This window comes from Hymenobacter sp. UYCo722, from assembly GCF_040547115.1.
In the GTDB taxonomy this organism is placed as follows: domain Bacteria; phylum Bacteroidota; class Bacteroidia; order Cytophagales; family Hymenobacteraceae; genus Hymenobacter.
Genome location: NZ_JBEPPC010000001.1, coordinates 123881 through 146543 on the forward strand (window position 1 = coordinate 123881; position 22663 = coordinate 146543).

At 59.5% G+C, this 22663-nt stretch carries 17 protein-coding genes; 12 read left to right on the forward strand and 5 right to left on the reverse strand.

Annotated features, from left to right (window positions below):
• Positions 1-246: 246 nt before the first annotated feature.
• Positions 247-3108, forward strand: a complete 2862-nt coding sequence (locus ABIB44_RS00510) for an alpha-amylase family glycosyl hydrolase (protein WP_354582660.1) — start codon at positions 247-249, stop codon at positions 3106-3108.
• A gap of 82 nt (positions 3109-3190) precedes the next feature.
• Here the strand turns inward: ABIB44_RS00510 and ABIB44_RS00515 are convergent, their stop codons facing one another.
• The 4 genes from ABIB44_RS00515 to ABIB44_RS00530 form a co-directional block, all read right to left on the reverse strand.
• Positions 3191-4039 carry an N-acetylglucosamine kinase gene (locus ABIB44_RS00515; RefSeq protein ID WP_354582661.1) on the reverse strand — a complete coding sequence of 283 codons (849 nt, stop codon included), beginning with the start codon at positions 4037-4039 and terminating at the stop codon, positions 3191-3193.
• Between the two features lie 419 nt (positions 4040-4458).
• Positions 4459-5316: a SusE domain-containing protein gene (locus ABIB44_RS00520; RefSeq protein WP_354582662.1), complete on the reverse strand. Its 858-nt coding sequence runs from the start codon at positions 5314-5316 to the stop codon at positions 4459-4461.
• A 42-nt stretch (positions 5317-5358) separates the two neighbouring features.
• Positions 5359-6993, reverse strand: a complete 1635-nt coding sequence (locus tag ABIB44_RS00525; protein WP_354582663.1) for a RagB/SusD family nutrient uptake outer membrane protein — start codon at positions 6991-6993, stop codon at positions 5359-5361.
• A gap of 12 nt (positions 6994-7005) precedes the next feature.
• Complete coding sequence (locus ABIB44_RS00530; protein WP_354582664.1) at positions 7006-10029, reverse strand: SusC/RagA family TonB-linked outer membrane protein; 3024 nt, start codon at positions 10027-10029, stop codon at positions 7006-7008.
• A 554-nt stretch (positions 10030-10583) separates the two neighbouring features.
• Here ABIB44_RS00530 and ABIB44_RS00535 point away from each other — a divergent pair.
• From ABIB44_RS00535 to ABIB44_RS00585, 11 genes are all read left to right on the forward strand, one after another.
• Positions 10584-11273 (forward strand): hypothetical protein, encoded by a 690-nt coding sequence (locus ABIB44_RS00535; protein ID WP_354582665.1) that lies wholly within the window; start codon positions 10584-10586, stop codon positions 11271-11273.
• A 27-nt stretch (positions 11274-11300) separates the two neighbouring features.
• Positions 11301-12509, forward strand: coding sequence for an alpha/beta hydrolase-fold protein (locus ABIB44_RS00540; protein WP_354582666.1), 1209 nt, complete (start codon positions 11301-11303; stop codon positions 12507-12509).
• A 349-nt stretch (positions 12510-12858) separates the two neighbouring features.
• Complete coding sequence (locus ABIB44_RS00545) at positions 12859-14286, forward strand: anthranilate synthase component I family protein (RefSeq protein ID WP_354582667.1); 1428 nt, start codon at positions 12859-12861, stop codon at positions 14284-14286.
• Between the two features lie 129 nt (positions 14287-14415).
• Positions 14416-14985 (forward strand): anthranilate synthase component II, encoded by a 570-nt coding sequence (locus tag ABIB44_RS00550; RefSeq protein WP_354582668.1) that lies wholly within the window; start codon positions 14416-14418, stop codon positions 14983-14985.
• Between the two features lie 134 nt (positions 14986-15119).
• Positions 15120-16115: an anthranilate phosphoribosyltransferase gene (gene trpD, locus ABIB44_RS00555; protein WP_354582669.1), complete on the forward strand. Its 996-nt coding sequence runs from the start codon at positions 15120-15122 to the stop codon at positions 16113-16115.
• Positions 16116-16204: 89 nt separating this feature from the next.
• Complete coding sequence (trpC, locus tag ABIB44_RS00560) at positions 16205-17026, forward strand: indole-3-glycerol phosphate synthase TrpC (RefSeq protein ID WP_354582670.1); 822 nt, start codon at positions 16205-16207, stop codon at positions 17024-17026.
• 9 nt (positions 17027-17035) lie between these two features.
• On the forward strand, positions 17036-17761 hold the full coding sequence (locus ABIB44_RS00565) for a phosphoribosylanthranilate isomerase (RefSeq protein WP_354582671.1): 726 nt from the start codon (positions 17036-17038) through the stop codon (positions 17759-17761).
• A gap of 78 nt (positions 17762-17839) precedes the next feature.
• On the forward strand, positions 17840-19048 hold the full coding sequence (gene trpB, locus ABIB44_RS00570) for a tryptophan synthase subunit beta (RefSeq protein ID WP_354582672.1): 1209 nt from the start codon (positions 17840-17842) through the stop codon (positions 19046-19048).
• A gap of 25 nt (positions 19049-19073) precedes the next feature.
• Positions 19074-19853, forward strand: a complete 780-nt coding sequence (gene trpA, locus ABIB44_RS00575; protein WP_354582673.1) for a tryptophan synthase subunit alpha — start codon at positions 19074-19076, stop codon at positions 19851-19853.
• A 76-nt stretch (positions 19854-19929) separates the two neighbouring features.
• Positions 19930-20934 carry a 3-deoxy-7-phosphoheptulonate synthase gene (gene aroF / locus ABIB44_RS00580; RefSeq protein WP_354582674.1) on the forward strand — a complete coding sequence of 335 codons (1005 nt, stop codon included), beginning with the start codon at positions 19930-19932 and terminating at the stop codon, positions 20932-20934.
• A 261-nt stretch (positions 20935-21195) separates the two neighbouring features.
• A complete protein-coding gene (locus ABIB44_RS00585) occupies positions 21196-21915 on the forward strand; it encodes a phenylalanine-4-hydroxylase (RefSeq protein ID WP_354582675.1) in 720 nt (239 codons plus the stop codon).
• Positions 21916-22098: 183 nt separating this feature from the next.
• Here the strand turns inward: ABIB44_RS00585 and ABIB44_RS00590 are convergent, their stop codons facing one another.
• Positions 22099-22569 carry an Mpo1 family 2-hydroxy fatty acid dioxygenase gene (locus ABIB44_RS00590; protein ID WP_354582676.1) on the reverse strand — a complete coding sequence of 157 codons (471 nt, stop codon included), beginning with the start codon at positions 22567-22569 and terminating at the stop codon, positions 22099-22101.
• Between the last annotated feature and the right edge of the window lie 94 nt (positions 22570-22663).

Consider the following 22663-nt stretch of genomic DNA (forward strand, 5'->3'; position numbering starts at 1 on the left):
ACGGCGCTTTGCCGCCCCCAAACCCTGAACCTGCCCCGTCGCGTCATTAGTGGTAAAATATCACCCAAAGGTACGCCGCCGGGCACGGTGGGCGGGCCGCCAATACGTATCTTGCGACTTGGTTTGCCGACGAAAATAATAAAATAATTCTTTGGCAAACGTTTTCGCAGGTCTTTCAAACGAACTTCCCGCGCGCTGCTACGCTTCTCATTTACAACTCAATCTATTTCCACTTCCCACCAACCAATGCAAACATTTCGACGCATAACGGGCCTGCTGCTGACGCTGCTGGTCCTCGCCACCCACGCCCAGGCGCAGGTGACGACCTCGCCGGTGTTCTTCACTGACACCACACCGGTCACCATCACCTACGATGCCACCCAGGGCAACGCCGCGCTGGCTGGCTTCACCGGCGACGTATACATCTGGACCGGCACCGTGACTAACCTGAGCGCCAGTAACACCAGCTGGCGCAATGTGCACAGCCCCTCTTTTGGTACGGCCGACCCAACGGCCCTGATGACCCGCGACGCCAGCAACCCCAACCTGTACCGCATCACCTACACGCCGCGCAGCTACTACCCCATTCCGGCCGCCGAGACGCTGCTGCGTCTGGGCATGATTTTCAAAAATGCCGACGGCAGCATCGTGGGCCGCGCCACCGGTGGCGGCGACATCTTCGTTGATGCCACCCAGGCCGGCCTCTCGGCCCGCATCACCAGCCCCGCCAACAGCGGCGGCAACCCGCTCTTCGTGGGCCTGAACAGCCAGATTTCAATTGCCGGCACTGCGTCGGCCCCGGCTACGCTGACTTACACCCTGAACGGGACGCAGGTAGCCCAGCAGGCCAATGCAACTTCACTCAGCACGACGGTAACGGCTACCCAGTCGGGCCGCAACGTAGTGCGCTTTACGGCCACGGCGGGTACTTCGACGGCCGTTGATTCGCTGGTGTTTGTGGTGCGCCCGGCCGTGAACACGGCCGCGCTGCCCGCCGGGGCCAAGGACGGCGTGACTTACCTGGCCGGTGGTACGTCGGTTATCCTCAACATTACGGCTCCCAACAAGCAGTTTGCCTACGTGCTGGGTGAGTTCAATAACTGGCAGACCGACAACGCCGGCTACATGAACCGCACGCCCGACGGCTCCCGCTACTGGATTCAGCTCAACGGCCTGACCCCGGGCCGCGAATACGCCTACCAGTACCTCGTGGACGGCACCCTGCGCGTGGCCGACCCCTACGCCGAGAAAATCCTCGACCCCAACGACGACCAGTACATTCCGGCCGTTACCTACCCCAACCTGAAGGCCTATCCCACGGGCAAAACCACGGGCATCGTATCGATACTGCAAACCGGCCAGACGCCCTACGTGTGGACCACCACCAACTTCCAGCGCCCCAGCCGCCCCGACCTGGTGGTGTATGAGTTGCTGATGCGCGACTTCACCAACCGCCACGACTACCAGACGCTGCGCGACACGCTCAATTACATCCAGCGCCTCGGCGTGAACTGCATCGAGCTGATGCCCATCAACGAGTTCGATGGCAACGACAATTGGGGCTACAGCCCCGACTTCTTCTTCGCACCCGATAAATATTACGGTACTAAGCTGGCCTTCAAGCAATTCATTGATGAAGCCCACCGCCGGGGCATTGCCGTGGTGCTCGACATGGTGCTGAACCACTCCACCGGCCAGAGCCCGATGGTGCAGCTTTACGCCAGCGGCAACGGCCCTGCCGCCGATAACCCCTGGTTCAACGTGACGGCTCCGCACCCGTACAGCGTCTACAACGACTTTAACCACGAAAGCCCCTACACCCGCTACTTCTCGAAGCAGGTGATGAGCTTCTGGCTCCAAGAATATCATATCGACGGCTACCGCTTCGACTTGGCCGGGGGCTTCACCCAAAAAGTAACCAACGCCAACACGTACGGCGACTACGACCAGTCCCGCATCAACATCTGGCTGGATTACTACCAGCACCTGACGAGCGTGGACCCCACCCTTTATCCCATCCTCGAGCACTTCCCCGAAAACCGCGAGGGCAAGGTGCTGGCCGATGCCGGCTTCATGCTGTGGGGCAATGCCAATTACAACTACAACGAAGCCACCATGGGCTACCTGCCCGGCTCCAATTTCAGCTACGGCTACTACGGCAGCACCACCCAGGGTGGCCGCGGCTGGAACAACCCCAACCTGGTGACTTACATGGAAAGCCACGACGAGGAGCGCCTGATGTACAAGAACCTGACTTTCGGCAACGTTGCCGGCAGCTACAGCACCAAGGACCTCAACACCGCTCTGGCCCGCATGGAGGAGGCCGCCGCGTTCTTCTTCACCGTGCCCGGCCCCAAGATGATTTGGCAGTTTGCCGAGCTCGGCTACGACAAGTCCATCTTCATCTGCTCGAACGGCACCTTGCCCTTGCCCTACGGCAACGACCAGTGCAAGCTAAGCGCCAAGCAGCCCGTGTGGAACTACTACCAGGACGCTAACCGCCGCAAACTCTACGAAACCTACCGCGCCCTGATTGCGCTCAAGAAGATTGAGCCCGTGTTCGAAAACCCCACCACCTACACCCAGCAGCTGGCCGGGGCCGCCAAGTCCATTCACCTAGCCAACGCTAACACCAGCGTCACCATCATCGGCAACTTTGATGTGAATGCTACCACCATCGACCCGGCTTTCCAGGCCACCGGCAAGTGGTACAACTACCTCAGCGGTGATAGCATCACGGTGAGCAACGTGAACGCGACCATCAGTCTGGCCCCCGGCCAGTTCGCCGTGTACACCAGCCGCCGCATCCGCAAGGCCGTGCTGCTGCCCACCCGCACCGAAGTGGCCGCCAGCATCCTGCGCCTCACGGCCGCGCCCAACCCTGCTCAGGGTAGCACTACGCTGCGCTACGAGCTGCCCACCGCTGGCACCGTGGTCCTCACCGTGCGCAACGTGCTCGGCCAGGCCGTGCTCACGCTGCCCACCATCCGCGAGGCCGTGGGTTCGCATACCCGCGAGCTGCCCCTGGGTACGCTGGCCGCTGGCGTGTATATCATCCAGCTCCGTGCCAACGACCTCCAGCAGACCCAGCGCCTGGTAGTGGAATAGGGAATTAAAAATCAAAAATGCAGCATTAAAAATACCCGCCTGAGTCGTCAGGCGGGTATTTTTAATGCTGCATTTTTGATTTTTAATTCCCTTCTTCGTGGTAGGTCACCAAATCATCGATAGGGGAGCGGATAATCTTGCCTACTTCCATGCCGTGGTTGCGGGCAATCTGCGTCAGTACGTCGCGGAAATTGTAGCCCACCGAGCCCACGCAATTGAAGGTGTACTCCTGAAAGCGCGGGTAGTGCAGAACCAGGTTCTGGAAAAACGTTTCGAATCCCTCCAGCACGATGTCGCGGCAGTAGCTTACGTTGTTGTGGTCGTAGGCAAACTTGGCGAAGCTGGCCAGGAAGCGGTTGGGCAGCGGCTGGTTGTAGAGGCGGTCGAGAATCTCGTTGCGCGAGCCCAGGTTGTACTCTTCACGCAGGGCATCCTGCAGGCCGTCGGGCAGCAGGCCGCGCAGGTAGTCGCGCAGCAGCCGCTTGCCAAAGTATGAGCCCGAGCCCTCGTCGCCCAGGAAATATCCCAGTGAATCGACGTTGTAAGTGATTTTCTCCCCATCGAAAATGCAGGAGTTTGTGCCAGTACCCAAAATGGCAGCAAAACCCGGCTTTCGGCCCAGCAGGGCACGGGCCGCCGCCAACAGGTCCTCCGTCACGTGCGCCCGGGTTTGCGGAAACACCTGGCGCAGGGCGGCGGCAATCACTTCCGCTTTCTGGGCCGACGATACGCCGGCACCATAGAAATATACATCGCGTACCTGCTCGCGGGGCAGCGTATCGGGCAGATTCTGGCTTAGCGACGCCACGATGGCGGCCGTGTCCATGAAATCGGGGTTGTACCCTTCGGTGTTGAAGTACACGCGGGTGTGGGCGTCATCGAGCAGGCACCAGCTGCACTTGGTCGAGCCGCCGTCGGCAATCAGAATCATAAGCGGGAGGAGGGGGGAATTAAAAGGAAACGAAAGTAGCACCCCCACCCTAAATCCATTTCAGGAACATAAAGGCACAATCGTTTGCTCCTGATTTATTTATCAGAAGCCAAGGCGGGGTATTGGAATTTCTTGATTCGTATTAATTAGCAAGCAGCTGATTATTAATGATATGGCCAATTTTGGGGAGGCTGTTAATTACTTGTGGTTTAAATACGCGCCAGTACTGAAAACACTCCTGTCCGCCGGCTAAATTCTCAGCGGTAAACCACTGTCGCTAGGGCAGTACGATGATTCGAACACAACGGTAGAATGGCCAGGTTTGTCGGAGAGGGCTGCAAGGTGAGTAAGCACAAAAAAACCGCTGGTTTCCCAGCGGCTTTCTGCAACCTGTAAGCCTGGTTTACGCCAGCTGACAGTTAGGGAGTAACAGTTAAAGTAGCAGCCGTAACACCAGTTCCACTGCCAACTACCGTCAGCTTAACAGTGTAAGTGCCAGGTGTCGTGATGGTCATGTCCTCGCCGTTGGGCTTCAAAGGAGTAGGGGCTGCTCCAGGCGTCAGCGGCTTCGTCAGCGCACCCAGGTTAACACCCCAGTCCTTGTCTTTACGGAATTTAAAGTCGCCAGCGTTTAGCGTCGTGCGCAGCACGTAAGCATTAGCGTTGCAGTCCCACTTCAACTCGCGGTCAGTGGCAGTGGCACCCGGCCAGCCATCACCAGCCGGTCCAACCAAGCCCCAGGTATCAGCATTTGGAGCCGAGCATTCGTCATAAGGCGTAGCGGTAAGCTTCGTCGTAGAGGAATACAGAGTAGGCTGATTGCCCGCGACAAAGGTTTTCAAACGAACATCAACCTGGCCCGACTGGGCAACCGGCAAGCCCAAAGACAGCAGCAGGCTGTTCAGCTTCGAAGTTTTAATTGCCAGCGACGAAGCCGCAACCGCTCCGCCATCGACTTCCTTCACCGAGGCAAAGTTGGTGCCCGCTTTAGCGAACTGGAGCGTGTACGTTACCGTCGACGCGACCTTGGAATCATCCGAAGTCTTAATGGTGTAGGGCGTCCAGGTATAGGTTACAGCTGTATTGTCAGCATTAGCTTTGGCAAGCACGCCCGCATTAGCGGTGCTCGCCGCCAACGTGGGAGCAGCGCCAAACTCAGAGGTAACCTTTATCTCATCCTTCTTACACGCGGTAAGGCTCATGGAAAGCATACCTACCAGGAATGCTGATTTAGAGAACACGTTATACATAAAAATCAAAGAGTTAAGTGAGGACAAAAATATTACCTGCCCGATAACATCGGGCAGGTAATAAAAGGTTTAGTAGCCAGGATTTTGTTTCAGGCTGGGGTTAGCCGTCAGGTCGGCCGCCGGAATTGGGAACAGCTTGTACTTGCTATCCACGCTTTTGCCGCCGGAGAGGCCGCCTTTCCAGGGCCACAGGTAAGTGCCTTCCGTGAACTTGCCATAGCGGATGAGGTCACTGCGGCGGGTGCCTTCCCAGTGCATTTCACGAGCGCGCTCGTCGAGAATAAAGTCCGAGGTCATTTGCGCATCAGTGATAGCGCTGGCAACGCCGGTGCGGAAAGCACGCGTCCTGATTTGGTTAACGTAACCAAGAGCCGTGGCCCGGTCAGCATTGCCGCGCGTTGCCGCTTCGGCGTAAATGAGCATCATATCGGCCAGACGCAACATGGGAAAGTCTACGCTCGAGAAGTTCAGCGAGAAGTTCTGCGGCGCTCCGGCGGAAGTCAGGTTGCGAAACTTGGTTACGCCCAGGCCTTGATTGAACTGGCTCAGGTCGCTGATTTCCAGCGTTTGACCAGGAGTCCAGAAGCGACCGCGGCGGTCAACCGCCGTATCGCCGCCCTGCAGGAAAAACTTATCAAATAGTGCCCGAGTGGTGCGCAACCCGCCCCAGCCAGTGGTTTCACCCACGTACTTCTGCCAGTTGGCATCGGCCCCGCTGGTGGCACCATTCACAATGAACGTAGTGCCGCCGTAGCTCTGCACGTTGTTCACGTCGAAAATAATGGGCCAGATGATTTCGTTCTTGGCGGTAGTCATGTGGTTGTCAGCCAAAAACAAGCGGCCGTAAGCCGATGAAATTGGAGCGGCAGCTACCGTATTCAGGGTGTAACCCGAGTCGATTACTTTCTTGGCTTCTTCGGCGGCTTTAGCGTACTGCGGAGTACCCGTGTACACCCCAGCATTCAGGTATAAGCGGGCCAGGTAGCCGTGGGCGGCAGCCTGGTCAACGCGACCGTACTCATTGCTGCGCGGCGCAGCCAAATCCGTGGTAAGGGCTTGGAGCTCGCTCTCGACGTAGCTGTAGAGTTGCTGACGCGTACCGTAGCTAGGGTTGCCGGCACCAATAGCGTCCTGGTCGGTCACGAACGGGCCGTTACCAAACATGTCGATAATGTGCATGTAGGCCACGGCACGCAGGAACCGGGCCTCGGCGCGGAACAGCTTTGCTTGCGCCACTTCGCTGCCGCCAACACGGCTGTTGAGTTTGTCGTCCGACGATTCGCGGATAAACTCGTTGCAAATCGAAATCTCGTAGTAGATACGGCTGTAAATGCCGCGCACCAAGGGGTTGCTGGCATCCCAGTTCAAACGGTGCCAATCCTGAATGCCCGGGTCGTTCCAGGCAACTACGGCCTCGTCGGTGGTCAGCTCCTGGGCACTCCACCACTGGCGGATGTAGTCCGAGGTACCCGCGTCGATGCCTACGATGTCGCCCGAGCCGGGACCAGTCGGGCCAGTGAGGGCAAATCCGCCGTACAGCTTGGCCAGCACTTGCTTGTAGCCGGCCAAGCCCACGTACACCTTATCGGGCGTAAGCTCGTACTTGGGCGTTTGGTCGAGGTCCTTGGTGCAGGACGTGCTGAGACCAACCAGGGCCGTGCTCAGCGAGAGGGCCGTTAGCCCTCGGTATAATGCTTTTTTCATGTGAGGTGGGAATTAAATGCCGAGAGCAAGGCCGAGGGTGAAAGTGCGAGCGCGGGGATAAAAGTTGTTGTCGATGCCGCTGAATACTTCGGGGTCAACCCCTTTGTATTTGGTAACCAGAAAAGCGTTCTGAACGTTGGCCGTGATGCGCAGTGAAGAGGCTCCGAGTACCTTGCCGGCGTTGTAGCCCAGCGAAATGTTCTCGGCCCGTAGGAAGGAAGCATTCTGCACGTAGTAATCGGAAAATAACTGCTGCCGGGTGAAGCCAGTGTTGCGAACGTCGGGGCTCAGGTTGTTCACGAAGAGGGTAGAACCCTGCGCATTGGCGTAATTACCGAGGTTTGCAGCATTGGCATTATATACGTAGTTGCCGAGGTTGCTGCGTAATGTGAAAGCAAAAAACAATTTTTTGTACGTCACGTTCGAGCTGAAGCCCAGCGTTACGAGCGGCGCGGGCTGCTTGTAACGGACATAGTCCGCGTCGTTGATAATCCCGTTGCCGTCTTTATCGACGTACAGTCCTTCCACGGGCCGGCCATCGGCACCGTAGACCTGTTGCGAAACGAAGAACGAGTTGATGGGAGAGCCCACGGAATTAATTTGAATCTGATTGCCGGTGCCGCCACCAATGCCGCCCACCTTGTAACCGGGAAATCCTTCCGCCTGCCGGTCCAACGCGGTGATTTTGTTAACATTGTAAGCCCCGTTCAGGTTCACGTCCCAAGTCAGGTCTTCATTGCGCAGGATGCCGTAGTTCAGGCCTACTTCGATGCCCCGGTTGCGCATGGAGCCGATGTTGGCGTTTAGCTGGTTAGTAAAGTTTGAACCAGCCGAAAAGTTTACCAAAGCCAGCAGGTCGGTGGCGCGACGCTCGTACACGTCGACCGTGGTCGTCAGGCGGTTATCGAGGAAGCCCAGGTCCAGGCCCGCGTTGAAAGTGTTGGTCTTTTCAAAAGTCAGCACAGCGTTGTAGCCCTGCACGCTGTAATTTGGAATGACCGAGGTGCCACCGCCGCCGAGCGGGTAGGTGGTCGGGGATTCACTCAGCTTATAACGCGGTTGCGTGTCGTAGTAATCTCCCACGTCCTGCTGGCCCGTGCGACCATAGCCCGCCCGCAACTTGAATTCCGAAAACAGGTTGTTGTCCTTCAGGAAATCCTCGTTTTTCACGCGCCAAGCTAGACCCAGAGCGGGGAACAAGCCACTGCGGTAACCTTTACGGAAGCGCGACGTCTGGTCGTTACGTAACGTGGCCGTCAGCAGGTACTTGTCTTTAATATTAGCAGTAGCGCGGCCGAAAAAAGATACCAGCACCAGCTTGCCGTAATAATTAGGTACCGTCAGGGTAGCACCTTCAATCACCTGTGTAGTGCGGTCGAAGCGGTAATCAAGGAAGTTTGGACCTTTGCGCTCAAACGTTTGATAAGCGTAACCGCCCTGCACGTCGAACTTGGTGCCACCCAACTGCTTGCCGTAGGCCAAGTAGGCTTCGAGCAGTTGCATGGTCTTATCCTGGGCATATTGGGTGTACCGGCCATTCAGGCCAGCATTGGTCGCCGCCGCTGCTGCGGTGTTGTAGTTACCAAAATCGGTGGGCTGAATGATGTTGCTGCCGCGGCCCCGCGAAGCATCCAAGCCCAGGTTGAGGTTAGCCCGAAGCCCCTCAATGCCGTGGATTTTGTAGTCGAACTGCACGTTGCCGATGATGCGCTTCACCGTACTGGTATTGTTCGAATTATTGAGCGAAGCAACCGGATTGCCCGGAGCATTACCCAGCGGCTGGCCGGTCGAGTTGGTGTACTGATAGTAGCCGCCATAGCGCGAAAAAGCAGCCCCGTCGGCCCGTACGGACTGGGTGGGGTCGTACAAAGCGGCGTTGCCCACTGCCCCATTATCAACGAAGCGGTTGTCGGCAATGCTGCCTTTGGCGTTAATGTCGATGCGCAGGTGGTTGTCGAACAAGGTAGGGCTCAGGCTCACCGAACCCGTGTTACGCTTCAGCTTGTTGGTGATGACGATACCTTCCTGGTAGAGGTTGCCGTACGAAACGCGGAACGGTATTTTAGCCGCGCTGCCAATCAGGCTCACCGTGTTGTCGTAAGTGCCGGCCGTGCGGAAAATCTCGTTCTGCCAGTTGGTATTGGCCGTGCCCAGCGTCGCGTATTGCGACGGCGCGCCGTTGGCCTGAACCAAGCTGCGGAACTCGTCGGTCGATAAGGTTTCAAAACGGCGAGCTACCGTCGATACGCCCACCTGCGAGTTCAACTCCACGCGGAGTTTTTCTCCTTTCAGACCTTTTTTCGTGGTAATCAGGATTACGCCGCCCGAGGCCCGGTTGCCATAGATGGCCGTGGCCGAGGCATCCTTCAGTACTGTAAAGGTTTCGATATCGCTGGGGTTAATCAGCGAGAGGGGGTTTGAAGACCCTTTGATTTCATCCTTATCTACCGGCACACCGTCGATAACGTACAGTGGGTCGCTGTTGGCCGTGAGCGATGAGTTGCCACGGATGCGAATAGTCGTGCCCGTGCCGGGTGCTCCGCCACCAGTAGTGATGCTCACGCCGGCTACTTTGCCCTGGATGAGCTGCTCGGGGTTCGTTACCTGGCCCTGCACAAACTGCTTGGCATCAATGGTTGTCACTGCTCCAGTCACGTCCTGGCGGCGCTGGGTGCCGTAGCCTACTACTACGGCCTCGGCTAGCTGGGTGGTGTTTTCGCCCAGCGTAGCGCTGGCCGATGCGTTCTGGCCGGCCACAACCGTTACCGGAATGCGCGACGAGGTGTAGCCTACGAACGAGACCGTCAGCGTTTGCGGTCCGGCTGGCACGTTGGTGATGTTGAACGTGCCGTCGACGTTCGACGAGCTGCCCAGCGTCGTGCCTTCAACCAGTACTGTCGCTCCGGGAATACCCGAGCCCTTGCTGTCGAGCACCTTGCCGCTAATGGAGCCAGTCTGGGCCTGGGCTCGGGTGGAAAAGCCGAGTCCCGCGAGCAGCAGCAGGAACAACAGCTTGGCGAAATAGGGGTGTTTCATAGAAACAGAGTGGTTAAAAAAAAGTGGTGGGAAAAAAACTAATTATTTGGGGCTGCAAGTTACCAAGAAATAGTATTAAAGAGCGTTTGCGGGCTTTTTTTTCAAACGATTGTGACGCGCGTTAACTGCTTTCCCCCAAACGATTGCAGGTGTTGAAGCGACGGAAGCGTATTAGAAAAATGAAATTAATCCTGAATTAACCGGCTGATTTAAAAATAATTGCGACGGACAACGGACGCGTACACAATAAACGCGGGTAAATGCGGAATAATGGAATGTCGAAAATTGGATAATGATTGCAAACGTTAGCGCAAGCCGCAATTAAAAACCACGGAACGAAAGTTAAATAAATTTGCAAACGTTAGCACACTTCCTATATCAAATCACTGCCCGGGAGTGTGAATTGGGCAACAACAAAGTTTGGCGCTTAGTTTGCCTTGCGGCTCGCGGCTATGCGCCGTATCGCCGAAGGCGACTTGCCGGGAGCCAACCGGGCGTACCGGCTGAGTTGCGGCACCACCATCAACCCGCTACATTTGACCTTTCCTTATCTCATGAAAAACCGTTTACTGCTGCTTGTTTTGCTGCTGGCCGGCACTGGCTCGGGTGCCTGGGCACAGTCGCGGCCTTACCTGAAAAAGCCGGTAAAAGGCAAATCCGGGGTTTCGAAAAATGCCCCCAAGCCGCCGCCGGTCTACGCACCCATTATCATCCAGAAGGCTTCCGACAACGAGGATGGCCCGCCACCGGTGGTAGTGAACAAGGTGAAGCTGAAAAAGCCCGTGCTCGTGTACTACCAGGAGCCTGCTCCCGGCAAGGTGGTGCAGCAGCTTATTATGTCGGAAGAAAACCTGCCCCTGCTGAAAACCAACGACCTGGAGCATCTCATGCAACGCCGCGACGTGTTTGTGGATGGCCTGGGCAACCTGGCCCTCCCGGGCACCGACGCGGCTAAAGTCCGCCTGTTAGGCACCAGCATGGTGGCCGAGGATACCCGCCGCCCCACCGGCGATGGCCGCTGCTTTTTTTCGCGCCTGAAAGTACCGTCTTCGGGCTTTTTGTACGTGGTGCGCGAGTCGGCTGAGGAGTACCGCCACTTTGTGAAAGGCCCACAGAAAAAAGGCGCTTTACTCGATTTCCAGGTGAATGGCCTGCCGGGTGTCGACTCGGTGCGGGCTGCCTACACCCTGCGCAAAACGGATAACTCGGAGCGCGGTGCCGGTACCGGCGAAACCATCCGCTAGCTTCCGGAAGCTGCGTTTCTAAAGTTCATGACCATCAGAATTTTACTGGCCAGCCTTTTACTGGGCGCTGCCGGCCCTGCTGCCGCCCAAGTTGTGCTCAGAATTACGCGGGTGCCTACCATCACGCCGCCAGCCGATACGCTGTTTGTGGCGGGTAATTTCAATGGCTGGAACCCGCACAATCCCCGCTTCGCGCTGCATAAAAATCCCGACGGGACTTACCAAATCAGCCTGCCGCTAAGCCCGGAAGCGGCCGAATACAAGTTCACGCGCGGCAGCTGGCCCACCGCCGAGCTTGATGGCCGGAACCAGCCCATTGCCAATCGTCGGGCCGACTTAAGCTCCGCCCGCGAAATTCAGCATCAGGTGCAAGCCTGGGACGACCAGAGCGGTGCCGCTGCCGCCCCCCCAAAGCATACTGCTACCCCACAAGTGCACGTAATGGCCCAGGCGTTTGCCATGCCTCAGCTTGGCCGTACGCGTCGGGTGCTAGTGTACTTGCCCGCCGATTATGCGGCCCAGCCGAAGCGCCGCTACCCCGTGCTTTATCTGCACGACGGGCAAAACGTGTTCGATGCGGCAACCAGCTTCGGCGGCGAGTGGGGCATCGACGAAACCCTGGACCAGCTGCGCAAAGCCGGCCAGGACGCTACCGGCAGTATTGTGGTAGCCGTTGATAATGGCAATGAGTTTCGCTCCGACGAGTACATCCCCTGGCGCAGCGAAGGGCTGAAAGGCCAGCCGCACCCGGGCGGGCAGGGGAGTGCCTACGTCGATTTTCTGGCCCAATCCCTCAAGCCCTACGTCGATGCCCATTACCGTACCCGGCCCGATGCGGCGCATACCGGCATCGCCGGTTCCAGCCTGGGCGGGTTGATTTCGGTATACGCGGCGCTGAAATATCCCCGGGTATTTGGCGAAGTTGGCGCGTTCTCGCCGGCTTTCTGGGTGTGTAATGACTCACTCCGGGCCTATGCCAAAGCGCACCCGGCGGCGCGCACGGCCCGGTTTTACTTCGTATGCGGGCCGAAAGAGTCAGAAACCATGCTGCCGCTGATGGCCCAATGGCGCGACGAGCTGCGGGCCGAGGGCGTCCCGGCCGCCAACGTTTCGTTCCAGGCTCCGGCCGATGGCGAGCACAAGGAGTGGTTCTGGCGACGGGAGTTTCCGGCAGCGTACCAGTTTTTGTTTCTGACAACACCCGTAAAACGCGTTCAAAAACTGATTAGCAGGTGATTAACGTCAGGTGAAAGCGAGCCAGGCAGCTGTTGGCTTTGACACTAGCCGGGGCCCGGCGCCCTAGATTCGTATAAAATTTCGGGTTTGCTAGCCGGAGTGTCCATAACGTTGCTATATCTTTGCAGCGCGTTTCAGCCGAAACGCTTTTCTCAACATGAACGCACATCGTACTTCCCAGGCTTGGTGGTGGCAGCTCCGAAACATCGGACCGGCCTTCCTGTGCGCCTCGTGAAGTCAACTTGATTTTACCTGCAATCACAAAAAGCCCGGCCCTCCGCCGGGCTTTTTTCGTTTCCGTGTCTCGTCCAGAGGTTCTCATTCGCCTCACTAGCTCTCATTTCGCTCCGTGTCTTACCAACTTACCACCCGCTCCCGCCGCCTGCTTGCCGATACTGTAACGCCGGTGGGGCTGTTTCTGCGCCTGCGCGACCAGTACGCCAACTGCCTGCTGCTGGAAAGCGCCGACTACCACGGCCAGCAAAACGCGTTCAGCTACCTGGTGTGCGAGCCGCTGGCTACGTTTGAGCTGCACCGGGGCGGCGTGCTGCGCCAGCTGCTGCCCGGCGCGTCCGAAACCACTGAGACGCTGGCCCATCCGCGGGAAGCACTGAGTCGCCTGCGCGACTTCGCCGCCGCCGGCACGCCCGATGCGTCGGCCGAAAAGCTGCCCTTTATCAGCACCGGCCTCTTTGGCTACATGGGCTACGAGGCCGTGCAAAGCTTCGAGGACGTGACGCTGGACCCCGCCAAGGTGCCGGCCGGCGACATTCCGCTCATCCGCTACGGCGTGTACCGCTACGTCATCGCCTTCAACCACTTCCGCCAGGAGCTGCACCTGTTTGAGCACAGCGTAGCCGGCGAAGCCCCCGCCGAAACCGATGGCCTCGACCGCCTCGAAAACCTGGTGCGCCACCCCAGTGTGCCCAACTTTGGCTTCGCTACCGAAGGCGAGGAGCAGACCAACCAGACCGACGAGGAATTTCTGGCCCGCCTCACGCAGGGCCAGGCCCACTGCCTGCGCGGCGACGTGTTCCAGATTGTGCTTTCGCGCCGCTTCCAGCAGGGCTTCTCGGGCGATGAGTTCAGCGTGTACCGGGCGCTGCGGTCCATCAATCCTTCGCCCTACCTGTTCTACTTCGACTACGGCGACTACAAAATCTTCGGCTCCTCGCCCGAGGCGCAGGTGTTGGTGCAGGGGCGCGAAGCCACCCTGTTTCCCATCGCGGGCACCTACCGCCGCACCGGCGACGATGCCGCCGATGCCGCCGCCGCCCAGCGCCTGGCCGCCGACCCCAAGGAAAACGCCGAACACGTGATGCTCGTGGACCTGGCCCGCAACGACCTGGCCCGGCACGGCACGCAGGTGCAGGTGCGCACGCTGCGCGAAATCCAGTTCTACTCGCACGTCATTCACCTCGTGAGCAAAGTCACGGCCGAGTTGGCCGAGAATACCGATACCCTGCAGGTAGTGGCCGATACCTTCCCGGCCGGCACGCTCTCCGGGGCACCCAAGTTTCGCGCTATACAGCTGATTGATGGCCTAGAGCCCACCGCGCGCGGCTACTATGGTGGCTGCCTGGGCCACCTGGGTTTCGATGGCAGCTTCAACCACGCTATTATGATTCGCTCGTTTCTGAGCACCGGCAACCAGCTGTATTTCCAGGCCGGCGCGGGTGTGGTAGCGGCCTCAAAAGTGCAGCTGGAGCTGGAAGAGGTGCACCACAAGCTGGGGGCTTTGCGCGCGGCGCTGCGGGCGGCCGCGGAGGTTCGGTAGCCAGTAATGCTCATCTGGCGTCCGCGCAGTCGAAGCATCTCTACCGCTTCGATGAGCCAGCATTGATTAGTTCTGCGGTAGAGATGCTTCGACTACGCTCAGCATGACGTTTTTTCCCCGTCAATTCACATGAAAATTCTCGTTCTCGATAACTACGACTCCTTCACCTACAACCTGGTGCACTTGCTGCGCGAGCTCGGCCACGGCCCCAACCTGACGGTGACGCGCAACGACCAGCTGACGCTGGCAGCCGTGGAGGAGTATGATGCCATTCTGCTGTCGCCCGGCCCCGGTATTCCGCTGGAGGCGGGGCTGATGCCGGCCATCATCCAGCAATACGCGCCCACCAAGCGCATTCTGGGCGTGTGCCTGGGCCACCAGGGCTTGGCCGAAAGCTTTGGGGCCGAGCTCTACAACATTCCGGCCGTGCTGCACGGCGTAGCGAACGAAGCCGAAGTAACGGTGCGCGACGAGCGCCTGTTTGTCGGCCTGCCCGAGCGGTTTCAGGTGGGGCGCTACCACTCGTGGGCGGTGCGGCCCGAGTCGATGCCCGCGACGCTGGAAGTAACGGCCCGCGACGCTCACGGCGAGGTACTGGCCTTCCGCCACCGCGCATACGACGTGCGCGGCGTGCAGTTTCACCCCGAAAGCATCCTCACCGAGCACGGCGCGCAGATGCTGGAAAACTGGCTGGCGTAGAACCGTAAGGAAAATAGAACGTCATGCTGAGCGCAGCCGAAGCATCTCGCGTGCCACCACTAATCTAATCGTTTAACGATGCGAGCGAGATGCTTCGGCTGCGCTCAGCATGACGTTCTAAAAAGAAAAATACCTTGAAACACATTCTTAACAAGCTTTTCGACCACCAGCCCCTCACGCACGCCGAGGCCCACGCCGCCATGCGCCAGCTGGGCGAGGGCGGGGCCAACCCGGCCGAAACGGCGGCTTTCCTGGCCGTGTACCGCATGCGGCCCATCACGGTGGCCGAGCTGGCCGGCTTCCGCCAGGCTCTGCTCGACCTCAGCCGCGACCCGGAACTGGGCACCCACGAACTCGTGGACATTGTGGGCACGGGCGGCGATGGTAAAAACACGCTCAATATCTCTACCCTGGCCTGTTTTGTTGTGGCCGGGACGGGCACGCTGGTGGCCAAGCACGGCAATTTCGGCGTGTCGTCGGTGTCGGGCGCCTCGAATGTGCTGGCGCATTTTGGCTACAATTTCGAAGCCAGCTCCGACCAATTGCGGCGGCGGCTCGACCGGGCGGGCATCTGCTTTCTGCACGCGCCGGCCTTTCACCCGGCCATGCGGCACGCCGGCCCCATCCGGCGCGAGCTAGGCCTGCGCACTTTCTTCAATATCCTCGGCCCGCTCGTGAATCCGGCCCGGCCGACGGCCCAGCTGCTGGGGGTTTTCAACCTCGAATTACAGCGCATCTACCACTACCTCATGCAGCCCACCGGGGCCCGCTACGCCGTGGTACACGCCCTCGATGGTTACGATGAGCTGGCCCTCACCGGCCCGGCCAAAGTCGTTTCATCCTTCGAAGGCGAGCGCATGCTGACCGCCGATACGTTGGGTTTGCCCACCTGCACGTCCGACGACCTGGCCGGCGGCAGCACCGTGGCCGCCGCCGCCGAGCTGTTCAAGCACGTGCTGGACGGCCACGGCACGGCTGCTCAGCGCAACGTCGTGACGGCCAACGCGGCCCTGGCGCTGCGCTGCGCCCGCCCCGGCCTGGCCTGGGACGATGCGCTCGGCCTCAGCCGCGAGTCGCTGGACTCGGGGGCGGCCCGGCGGGCGTTCGAAACGATGCTGGAAGTGAGCTGAAAAGCAGAATGCAGAAGCTCAGCCCAATGATTTCACCCGGTTTTTACCGTGTTAGCTCATCAATTTCAATACTTAACTGTTAACGCTATATGTCCACTATTCTTGACACCATTGTTGCTCATAAGCGCAAGGAAGTAGCCAGCCGCCGCGAGCTGGTGCCCGTGAAACTGCTCGAAACCAGCCTGTATTTCCAGTCGCAGCCGCTGTCGCTGCGTAAGTATCTGCTGCGTGAAGGCGGTAGCGGCCTCATTGCCGAGTTCAAGCGCAAGTCGCCTTCCAAAGGCTGGATTAACCAGTACGCGCCCGTTGAGCGCACCACGCTCGGCTACATGCAGGCCGGCGCGGCGGGCCTGTCCATCCTCACCGATACCGAGTTTTTCGGCGGTAAAATCGAGGATTTAACGACGGCCCGGCGGTTCAATTTCTGCCCAATTCTGCGCAAGGATTTTGTGGTGGACGAATACCAGATTCTCGAAGCCAAGAGCTTTGGGGCCGATGCTGTGCTGCTGATTGCCGCCGTCCTGACGCCCGCCGAAATCGACGTGCTGGGCCGCCTGGCCCGGTCGTTGGGCCTCGAAGTGCTGCTCGAAGTGCACGACGGCGAGGAGCTGGCCCGCTCGGCCAACGCCGACGCCGTGAACCTCATTGGGGTGAACAACCGCAACCTGCACGACTTCAGCCTGAGCCTCGACACCTCAATGGCGCTGGCCGAAGTTATTCCGAATGACTTTGTGAAAATCTCGGAAAGCGGTATCTCGTCTGCCAAAGCCATTGACCAGCTGCGCGAAGTGGGCTACCAGGGTTTTCTGCTGGGGGAGGCCTTCATGCGCCACGCCCGGCCCGAGCACGCCTGCGCCACGCTGGTTCAGGAAATTGCCGCCCTGCCCAAAACTGAACTTATCGTAGCATAGCTCCCGGCAATGAAAACGCCCCGTCCCAATCTGTCTGCGCTGGCCCTGGCCACTGGGGTGCCCGGTGCTACCGCGCCGCCCGACCCGGCCGCGCGGCTGCTGGTGAAGGTGTGCGGCATGCGCGACGCCACGGCCCTGGCGGCCACCGCCGCGCTGGAGCCGGATTTTCTGGGCTTCATTTTCGCCCCGAAATCGCCGCGCTTCGTGGGGGATGTACTAGTTCCCGAGCTGGTGCGCGCCCTGCCGCCGAGCATCTGGAAAGTCGGCGTGTTCGTGAATGAAAACACCGAAAATATCCTCGCCACAGCGCACCGCTTCGGCCTCGCGGCGGCGCAGCTACACGGCCAGGAAACGCCCGCGCAGTGCGAGGAGCTGAACGAGGCCGGCCTGCTGGTGATGAAAGCGTTTTCGGTGGGGGAGGCGGTTGATTTCGCCGCCCTGCTGCCCTACGTGCCGTCCTGCGATTTCTTCCTCTTCGACACCAAAGGGGCTGCGCCCGGTGGCAACGGCACCACATTCAACTGGAATCTGTTGCAAGCTTACAACCTGCCCGTGCCCTACCTGCTAGCCGGTGGGCTGGGCATCGAGCACGCCGCCGAGCTGGCCGCTCTCCGCTTGCCGGGCCTGGCCGGCGTCGATTTAAACAGCAGTTTCGAAACCGCGCCGGGTGTGAAAGACGCCGGGCGGGTGGGTGAGATGCTGAAGGCGCTGCGCGCAAATGGTGTAAAAGAATAAGTAAGAAAGTCATGCTTCGGCTGCGCGGACGCGCAGCCGAAGCATGACGACCCGGAATAAAACCTAGCCTGAACCGATATGACTCCCACCACCACCACTTCCTATCAACAGCCGACTGCCCGCGGGTACTACGGTCAGTTCGGCGGCGCTTTCGTGCCCGAAATGCTCTTTCCCAACGTGGAGGAGCTGCGTACCCAGTACCTGGAAATCATGGCCGACCCGGATTTCCAAATCGAGCTGCAAGCACTCCTGCGCGATTACGTGGGCCGGCCCACGCCGCTGTTCGAAGCCAAGCGCCTATCGGCCAAGTACAACACCCGGATTTACCTGAAGCGCGAGGACCTCTGCCACACTGGGGCGCACAAAATCAACAACACCGTGGGGCAGATTCTGCTGGCCCAGCGGCTGGGCAAAACGCGCATTATTGCCGAAACCGGGGCCGGCCAGCACGGCGTAGCCACGGCCACGGTGTGCGCCCTGATGGGAATGCCCTGCGTGGTGTACATGGGGGCGGTCGACATCGAGCGCCAGGCACCCAACGTGGCGCGCATGCGCTTGCTCGGGGCCGAAGTACGCCGCGTAACCAGCGGCAGCCAGACCCTGAAAGACGCCACCAACGATGCCATCCGCGACTGGATTGCCAATCCCGTTGATACGCACTACATCATCGGCTCCGTCGTGGGCCCGCACCCGTACCCGGATTTGGTGGCGCGTCTGCAAGCCATTATCAGCGAGGAGATGCGCAAGCAGCTGCTGGTGAAAACCGGCTCTGAGCTGCCTGACTTTGTGGTGGCCTGCGTGGGCGGCGGCTCCAATGCGGCTGGCGCGTTCTACCACTTTCTGGACGAGCCGTCGGTGCGCCTGATTGCGGTGGAAGCCGCCGGGCACGGCATTCATTCGGGGCACTCTGCAGCTACGTCGGTGCTCGGTACGCCGGGCATCATCCACGGCAGCCGCACGCTGCTGATGCAGGACGAGCACGGCCAGATTACGGAGCCCTATTCGCTCAGCGCGGGCCTCGATTACCCCGGCATCGGGCCGCTGCACGCTTATCTGGGAGCCGTGGGCCGTTCGGAGTTCATCGCCATTACCGACGACGACGCGCTGGCGGCCGTGAGCGAGTGTAGCCGCCTCGAAGGTATTATTCCGGCCCTGGAAACGGCCCACGCCCTGGCTGCCCTTGGCCAGCTCGGCGCTGGTCCCGACGACGTAGTGGTCGTAAACCTCTCCGGCCGCGGCGACAAGGACCTCGACACCTACCTTAAAAACATGGACAAGCTGGTGTAGCCTGCGGCTCTCCAACACAGTATATATGGACCGCATCAAACACGCTTTCGCGAACAAGCAGAACCTGCTCAACACGTATTTCACGGCGGGCTACCCCAGCCTGCACGACACTATTCCGCTGGCCAAGGCGCTGGTCGAGGCCGGGGCCGACATCCTCGAAATCGGCATGCCTTTTTCCGACCCGCTGGCCGACGGCCCGGTCATTCAGGGCAGTAGCACGGTAGCTCTGGCCAATGGCATGAACCTGCCCGTGCTGTTCGAGCAGCTCAAGGGCTTGCGCGCCGCCGTGCCCGAAACGCCGGTGCTCCTCATGGGCTACCTCAACCCGGTGATGCAGTTCGGGGTGGAAGAATTCTGCCGCCAGGCCGCTGCCGTGGGTGTTGATGGCCTCATCCTGCCCGACCTGCCGCTGGCTGAGTACGAAGAGTTCTATCAGGAAACCTTCAAGAAGTACGGCCTGAAAGCCGTATTTCTCATCACTCCGCAAACATCGGAAGAGCGGATTCGTCATCTCGACAGCCTTTCCGAAGCCTTCCTCTATCTCGTATCCGGCCCCGGCACCACGGGTGGTACCACGCTGCCCGATGAGGAGGCGCAGGCCAGCTATTTCGAGCGCATCGCTGCCCTGAAGCTGCGCAATCCCCGCCTCATCGGCTTCGGTATTGCCGAGAAGGCTGGCTTCGACCGCGCCTGCCAGCACGCTGAGGGAGCCATCATTGGCTCGGCGCTCATCCGGGCTTTGGAGAACGTGGAGGATGCGCCGGCCGCCGCCAGCCGTTTCGTGCGAAGCATCAAGCAGGCGTAATCAACTCCGTTAAATTTAAAAGGCCGTCATGCTTCGGCTGCGCTCAGCATGACGTGCTCATCGACTAGTTCATTCCATGATAATCCAACTCGAAAAATCGGCCTCGGTAGCTACCATCACCGAGCACCTGAAGCAGCAGGGCTACAAAGCCACCGAAGTCACCACCCAGCACGCGCACTACCTGGTGGCCATCGGCAAAAAGGAATTTGACATCCGTACCATCGGGCAACTGCCGGGGGTGCGCGATGTGCACCGCGTAAGCGACGACTACAAGCTTGTGAGCCGCAAGTGGCGCGTGAAACCTACCGTGCTCGACCTCGGCGACGGCGTCACCATCGGCGGTAGCTCACTGGCCATTTGCGCCGGCCCGTGTAGCATCGAGAGCGAGGCCCAAATGGAAAAGGTGATGGACCACCTCGTCGCCAACGGCGTGCGCCTGATGCGCGGCGGCGTGTTCAAGCCCCGCTCGTCGCCCTACGCCTTCCGTGGGCTGGGCCTCGAAGGATTGCGTGATTTTCACCGCATGGCCCGGGCGCGCGGCCTCAAAATTGTGACGGAGGTGATGCAAGTGTCGCAGGTGGAGGAGATGCACGACTTTGTGGATGTGTTCCAGGTTGGCGCGCGCAATACGCAGAACTTCAACCTGCTCGATGCCCTTGGCGGCGTAGACAAGCCGGTGCTGCTGAAGCGCGGTATCTCAGGCTCGATTGAAGAATTGCTTTCGTCGGCGGAATACGTGTTTTCGGGTGGCAACGAGAAGCTGATTCTCTGCGAGCGCGGTATTCGTACTTTCGAAACAGCCAGCCGTAATACGCTGGACTTGAATGCGGTACCGATTCTAAAAGCCAAGAGCCACCTGCCCGTCATTGTCGACCCTTCGCACGGCATCGGCATTCGCGAGTACGTGCCCACGATGGCGCTCGCCGGCGTGATAGCCGGGGCCGATGGCATCGTGTACGAAACCCACGAAACGCCCGAAACGGCCGCCTCGGACGGTGCGCAGACGCTGGATTTCGACGAATCGGCTCGCCTGATTCGGAATCTGCGGCGCGTGTACCAACTGCGTAGCGAGCTGGAATAAAGAAAAATTAATGTACGCAAATGCTTGCATTTTCGAAATCAATTCCTAAATTCGTCTCAATCATGCGCCACCAATTCGTCAATTGCATTAACACCCTAATGACTGCCCCTAAACTGGGCAGGTGCGGGCTGCGATTGGCGCTAACGGAAGATGAGGCATGACACCCGAACTTCCCTAGAAACCTTCAAAAGCCCGAATCCGAAAGGATATCGGGCTTTTTTTTGGCCTCGCTTTAACCACACGTTCCCTTTTCGTTACGCTATGTTGACCAACTCCAACCCCGCCAATACTTTCGGCCAGGACCAGCTCATCTGGAAAATGCTGTTCGACCGCCAAGCCGCGCTGCTGCACCGGCGGGCGGTGCCGGCTTTTAGCCAAGGGCTGGCCCGGCTGGGCTTTCGGCGCGAAGCCATCCCCGACATCCATGAGTTGGGAGCCATGGTGCAGGCTGAAACAGGCTGGCAGCTGGCTCCGGTGGGTCGGCCGTTTGCGCCGCCGGCTTTTTTCGCCCTGCTGGCCAAGCGGAAGTTTCCGATTGTAACCCGCATCCGGCCCATGCACGCGTTCGATTTCAGCCCCGAGCCGGACTTATTCCACGACTTGTTCGGGCACGTGCCCATGCTGCTTGATGAGGGTTTGGCCAACTTTCTGCAGGAGCTGGGGCAGGCCTACGTGGCCCAACCAGCGGACTCGCCAGCCCGCGAGCAGCTGTGGGCACTCTACTTTTTCACTGCCGAGTTTGGCATGGTGCAGCACGAAGGTAAGCCGTGCCTCTACGGGGCGGGCCTGCTATCATCGGCTGGCGAAATCCACCACTGCGTGAACGAGCTCACCCCGCGCCCCGCCTTCGACCTGGCAACCGTGCTGCACACCCCCGTAACCGGGGCGCGCTACCAAAACCAGTACTTCATGTTGCCTGCCTGGGAGCAACTCACCGAGTGCGTAGAGGAATTGGCGGGGATGCTTGCTACGTCAAATTAAGTTGCCACGCCTAAGTAAGCGAGGCTAAAAAAGGCGGTCATGCTTATCTGGCGTCTCCTTGTCGAAACGTCTCTACCGCTTCGCAAGAGCCGTTCAACGAAGCAGTAGAGATGCTTCGGCAAGCGGACGCTAGATAAGCATGACGCTCAGTTGTAATTGGCAGACCGAGCCTAATCCGAAGCGTTAGTATCCCCAGCCCAGCCGGCGGTACACGAAGTGCAGCAGCCACAGTGGCCCGATGAGTAGAAACTGCAGGTCCTTGAGGAAGCTGGGCTTTTTGCCCTCGACTTTGTGGCCCCAGAACTGGCCAACCCAGGCCAACGCGAAGATGATGAGGCAAATAGCCCACAGCGGCAGCACTGCTGTGCCGGCCACTACGCGTAGCGCCAGCGCCATGACTACCCACACGAACACCATGCCCAGGGCTAGCCGCCCGCTCAGCCGCACGTAGTAGAGGAGGGCCAGCGCCATCACCAGGGTGCCCCAGTTCAGCCAGGGGCTAATGCGCTGCACGAAGCCAGGCACCGGAACCGCCCAAAGCAGCCCGATGAGCGAGAACATAATCAGCGGCACGCATACCCAGTGCACCAGTTTGTTGGTCGGGTTCTGGTGGCTTTCGCCGTATTCGGACAGCAGGTCGGTGAGCGGGGCCATGGCGGTGGAGATGAAAGTAGCATGGGCAAATGCTCACGCGACGGCCTAAGAGTTCAGGCTCAGCAAAGTAGCAAAAAAAACGCCTTTCCAAGCG

Coding starts and splice junctions, on each gene's coding strand:
- ABIB44_RS00510 (WP_354582660.1), top strand. CDS start 247: ATGCAAACATTTCGACGCATAACGGGCCTGCTGCTGACGCTGCTGGTC.
- ABIB44_RS00515 (WP_354582661.1), bottom strand. CDS start 4,039: ATGATTCTGATTGCCGACGGCGGCTCGACCAAGTGCAGCTGGTGCCTG.
- ABIB44_RS00525 (WP_354582663.1), bottom strand. CDS start 6,993: ATGAAAAAAGCATTATACCGAGGGCTAACGGCCCTCTCGCTGAGCACG.
- ABIB44_RS00530 (WP_354582664.1), bottom strand. CDS start 10,029: ATGAAACACCCCTATTTCGCCAAGCTGTTGTTCCTGCTGCTGCTCGCG.
- ABIB44_RS00535 (WP_354582665.1), top strand. CDS start 10,584: ATGAAAAACCGTTTACTGCTGCTTGTTTTGCTGCTGGCCGGCACTGGC.
- ABIB44_RS00540 (WP_354582666.1), top strand. CDS start 11,301: ATGACCATCAGAATTTTACTGGCCAGCCTTTTACTGGGCGCTGCCGGC.
- ABIB44_RS00550 (WP_354582668.1), top strand. CDS start 14,416: ATGAAAATTCTCGTTCTCGATAACTACGACTCCTTCACCTACAACCTG.
- trpC (WP_354582670.1), top strand. CDS start 16,205: ATGTCCACTATTCTTGACACCATTGTTGCTCATAAGCGCAAGGAAGTA.
- ABIB44_RS00565 (WP_354582671.1), top strand. CDS start 17,036: ATGAAAACGCCCCGTCCCAATCTGTCTGCGCTGGCCCTGGCCACTGGG.
- trpB (WP_354582672.1), top strand. CDS start 17,840: ATGACTCCCACCACCACCACTTCCTATCAACAGCCGACTGCCCGCGGG.
- trpA (WP_354582673.1), top strand. CDS start 19,074: ATGGACCGCATCAAACACGCTTTCGCGAACAAGCAGAACCTGCTCAAC.
- aroF (WP_354582674.1), top strand. CDS start 19,930: ATGATAATCCAACTCGAAAAATCGGCCTCGGTAGCTACCATCACCGAG.
- ABIB44_RS00585 (WP_354582675.1), top strand. CDS start 21,196: ATGTTGACCAACTCCAACCCCGCCAATACTTTCGGCCAGGACCAGCTC.
- ABIB44_RS00590 (WP_354582676.1), bottom strand. CDS start 22,569: ATGGCCCCGCTCACCGACCTGCTGTCCGAATACGGCGAAAGCCACCAG.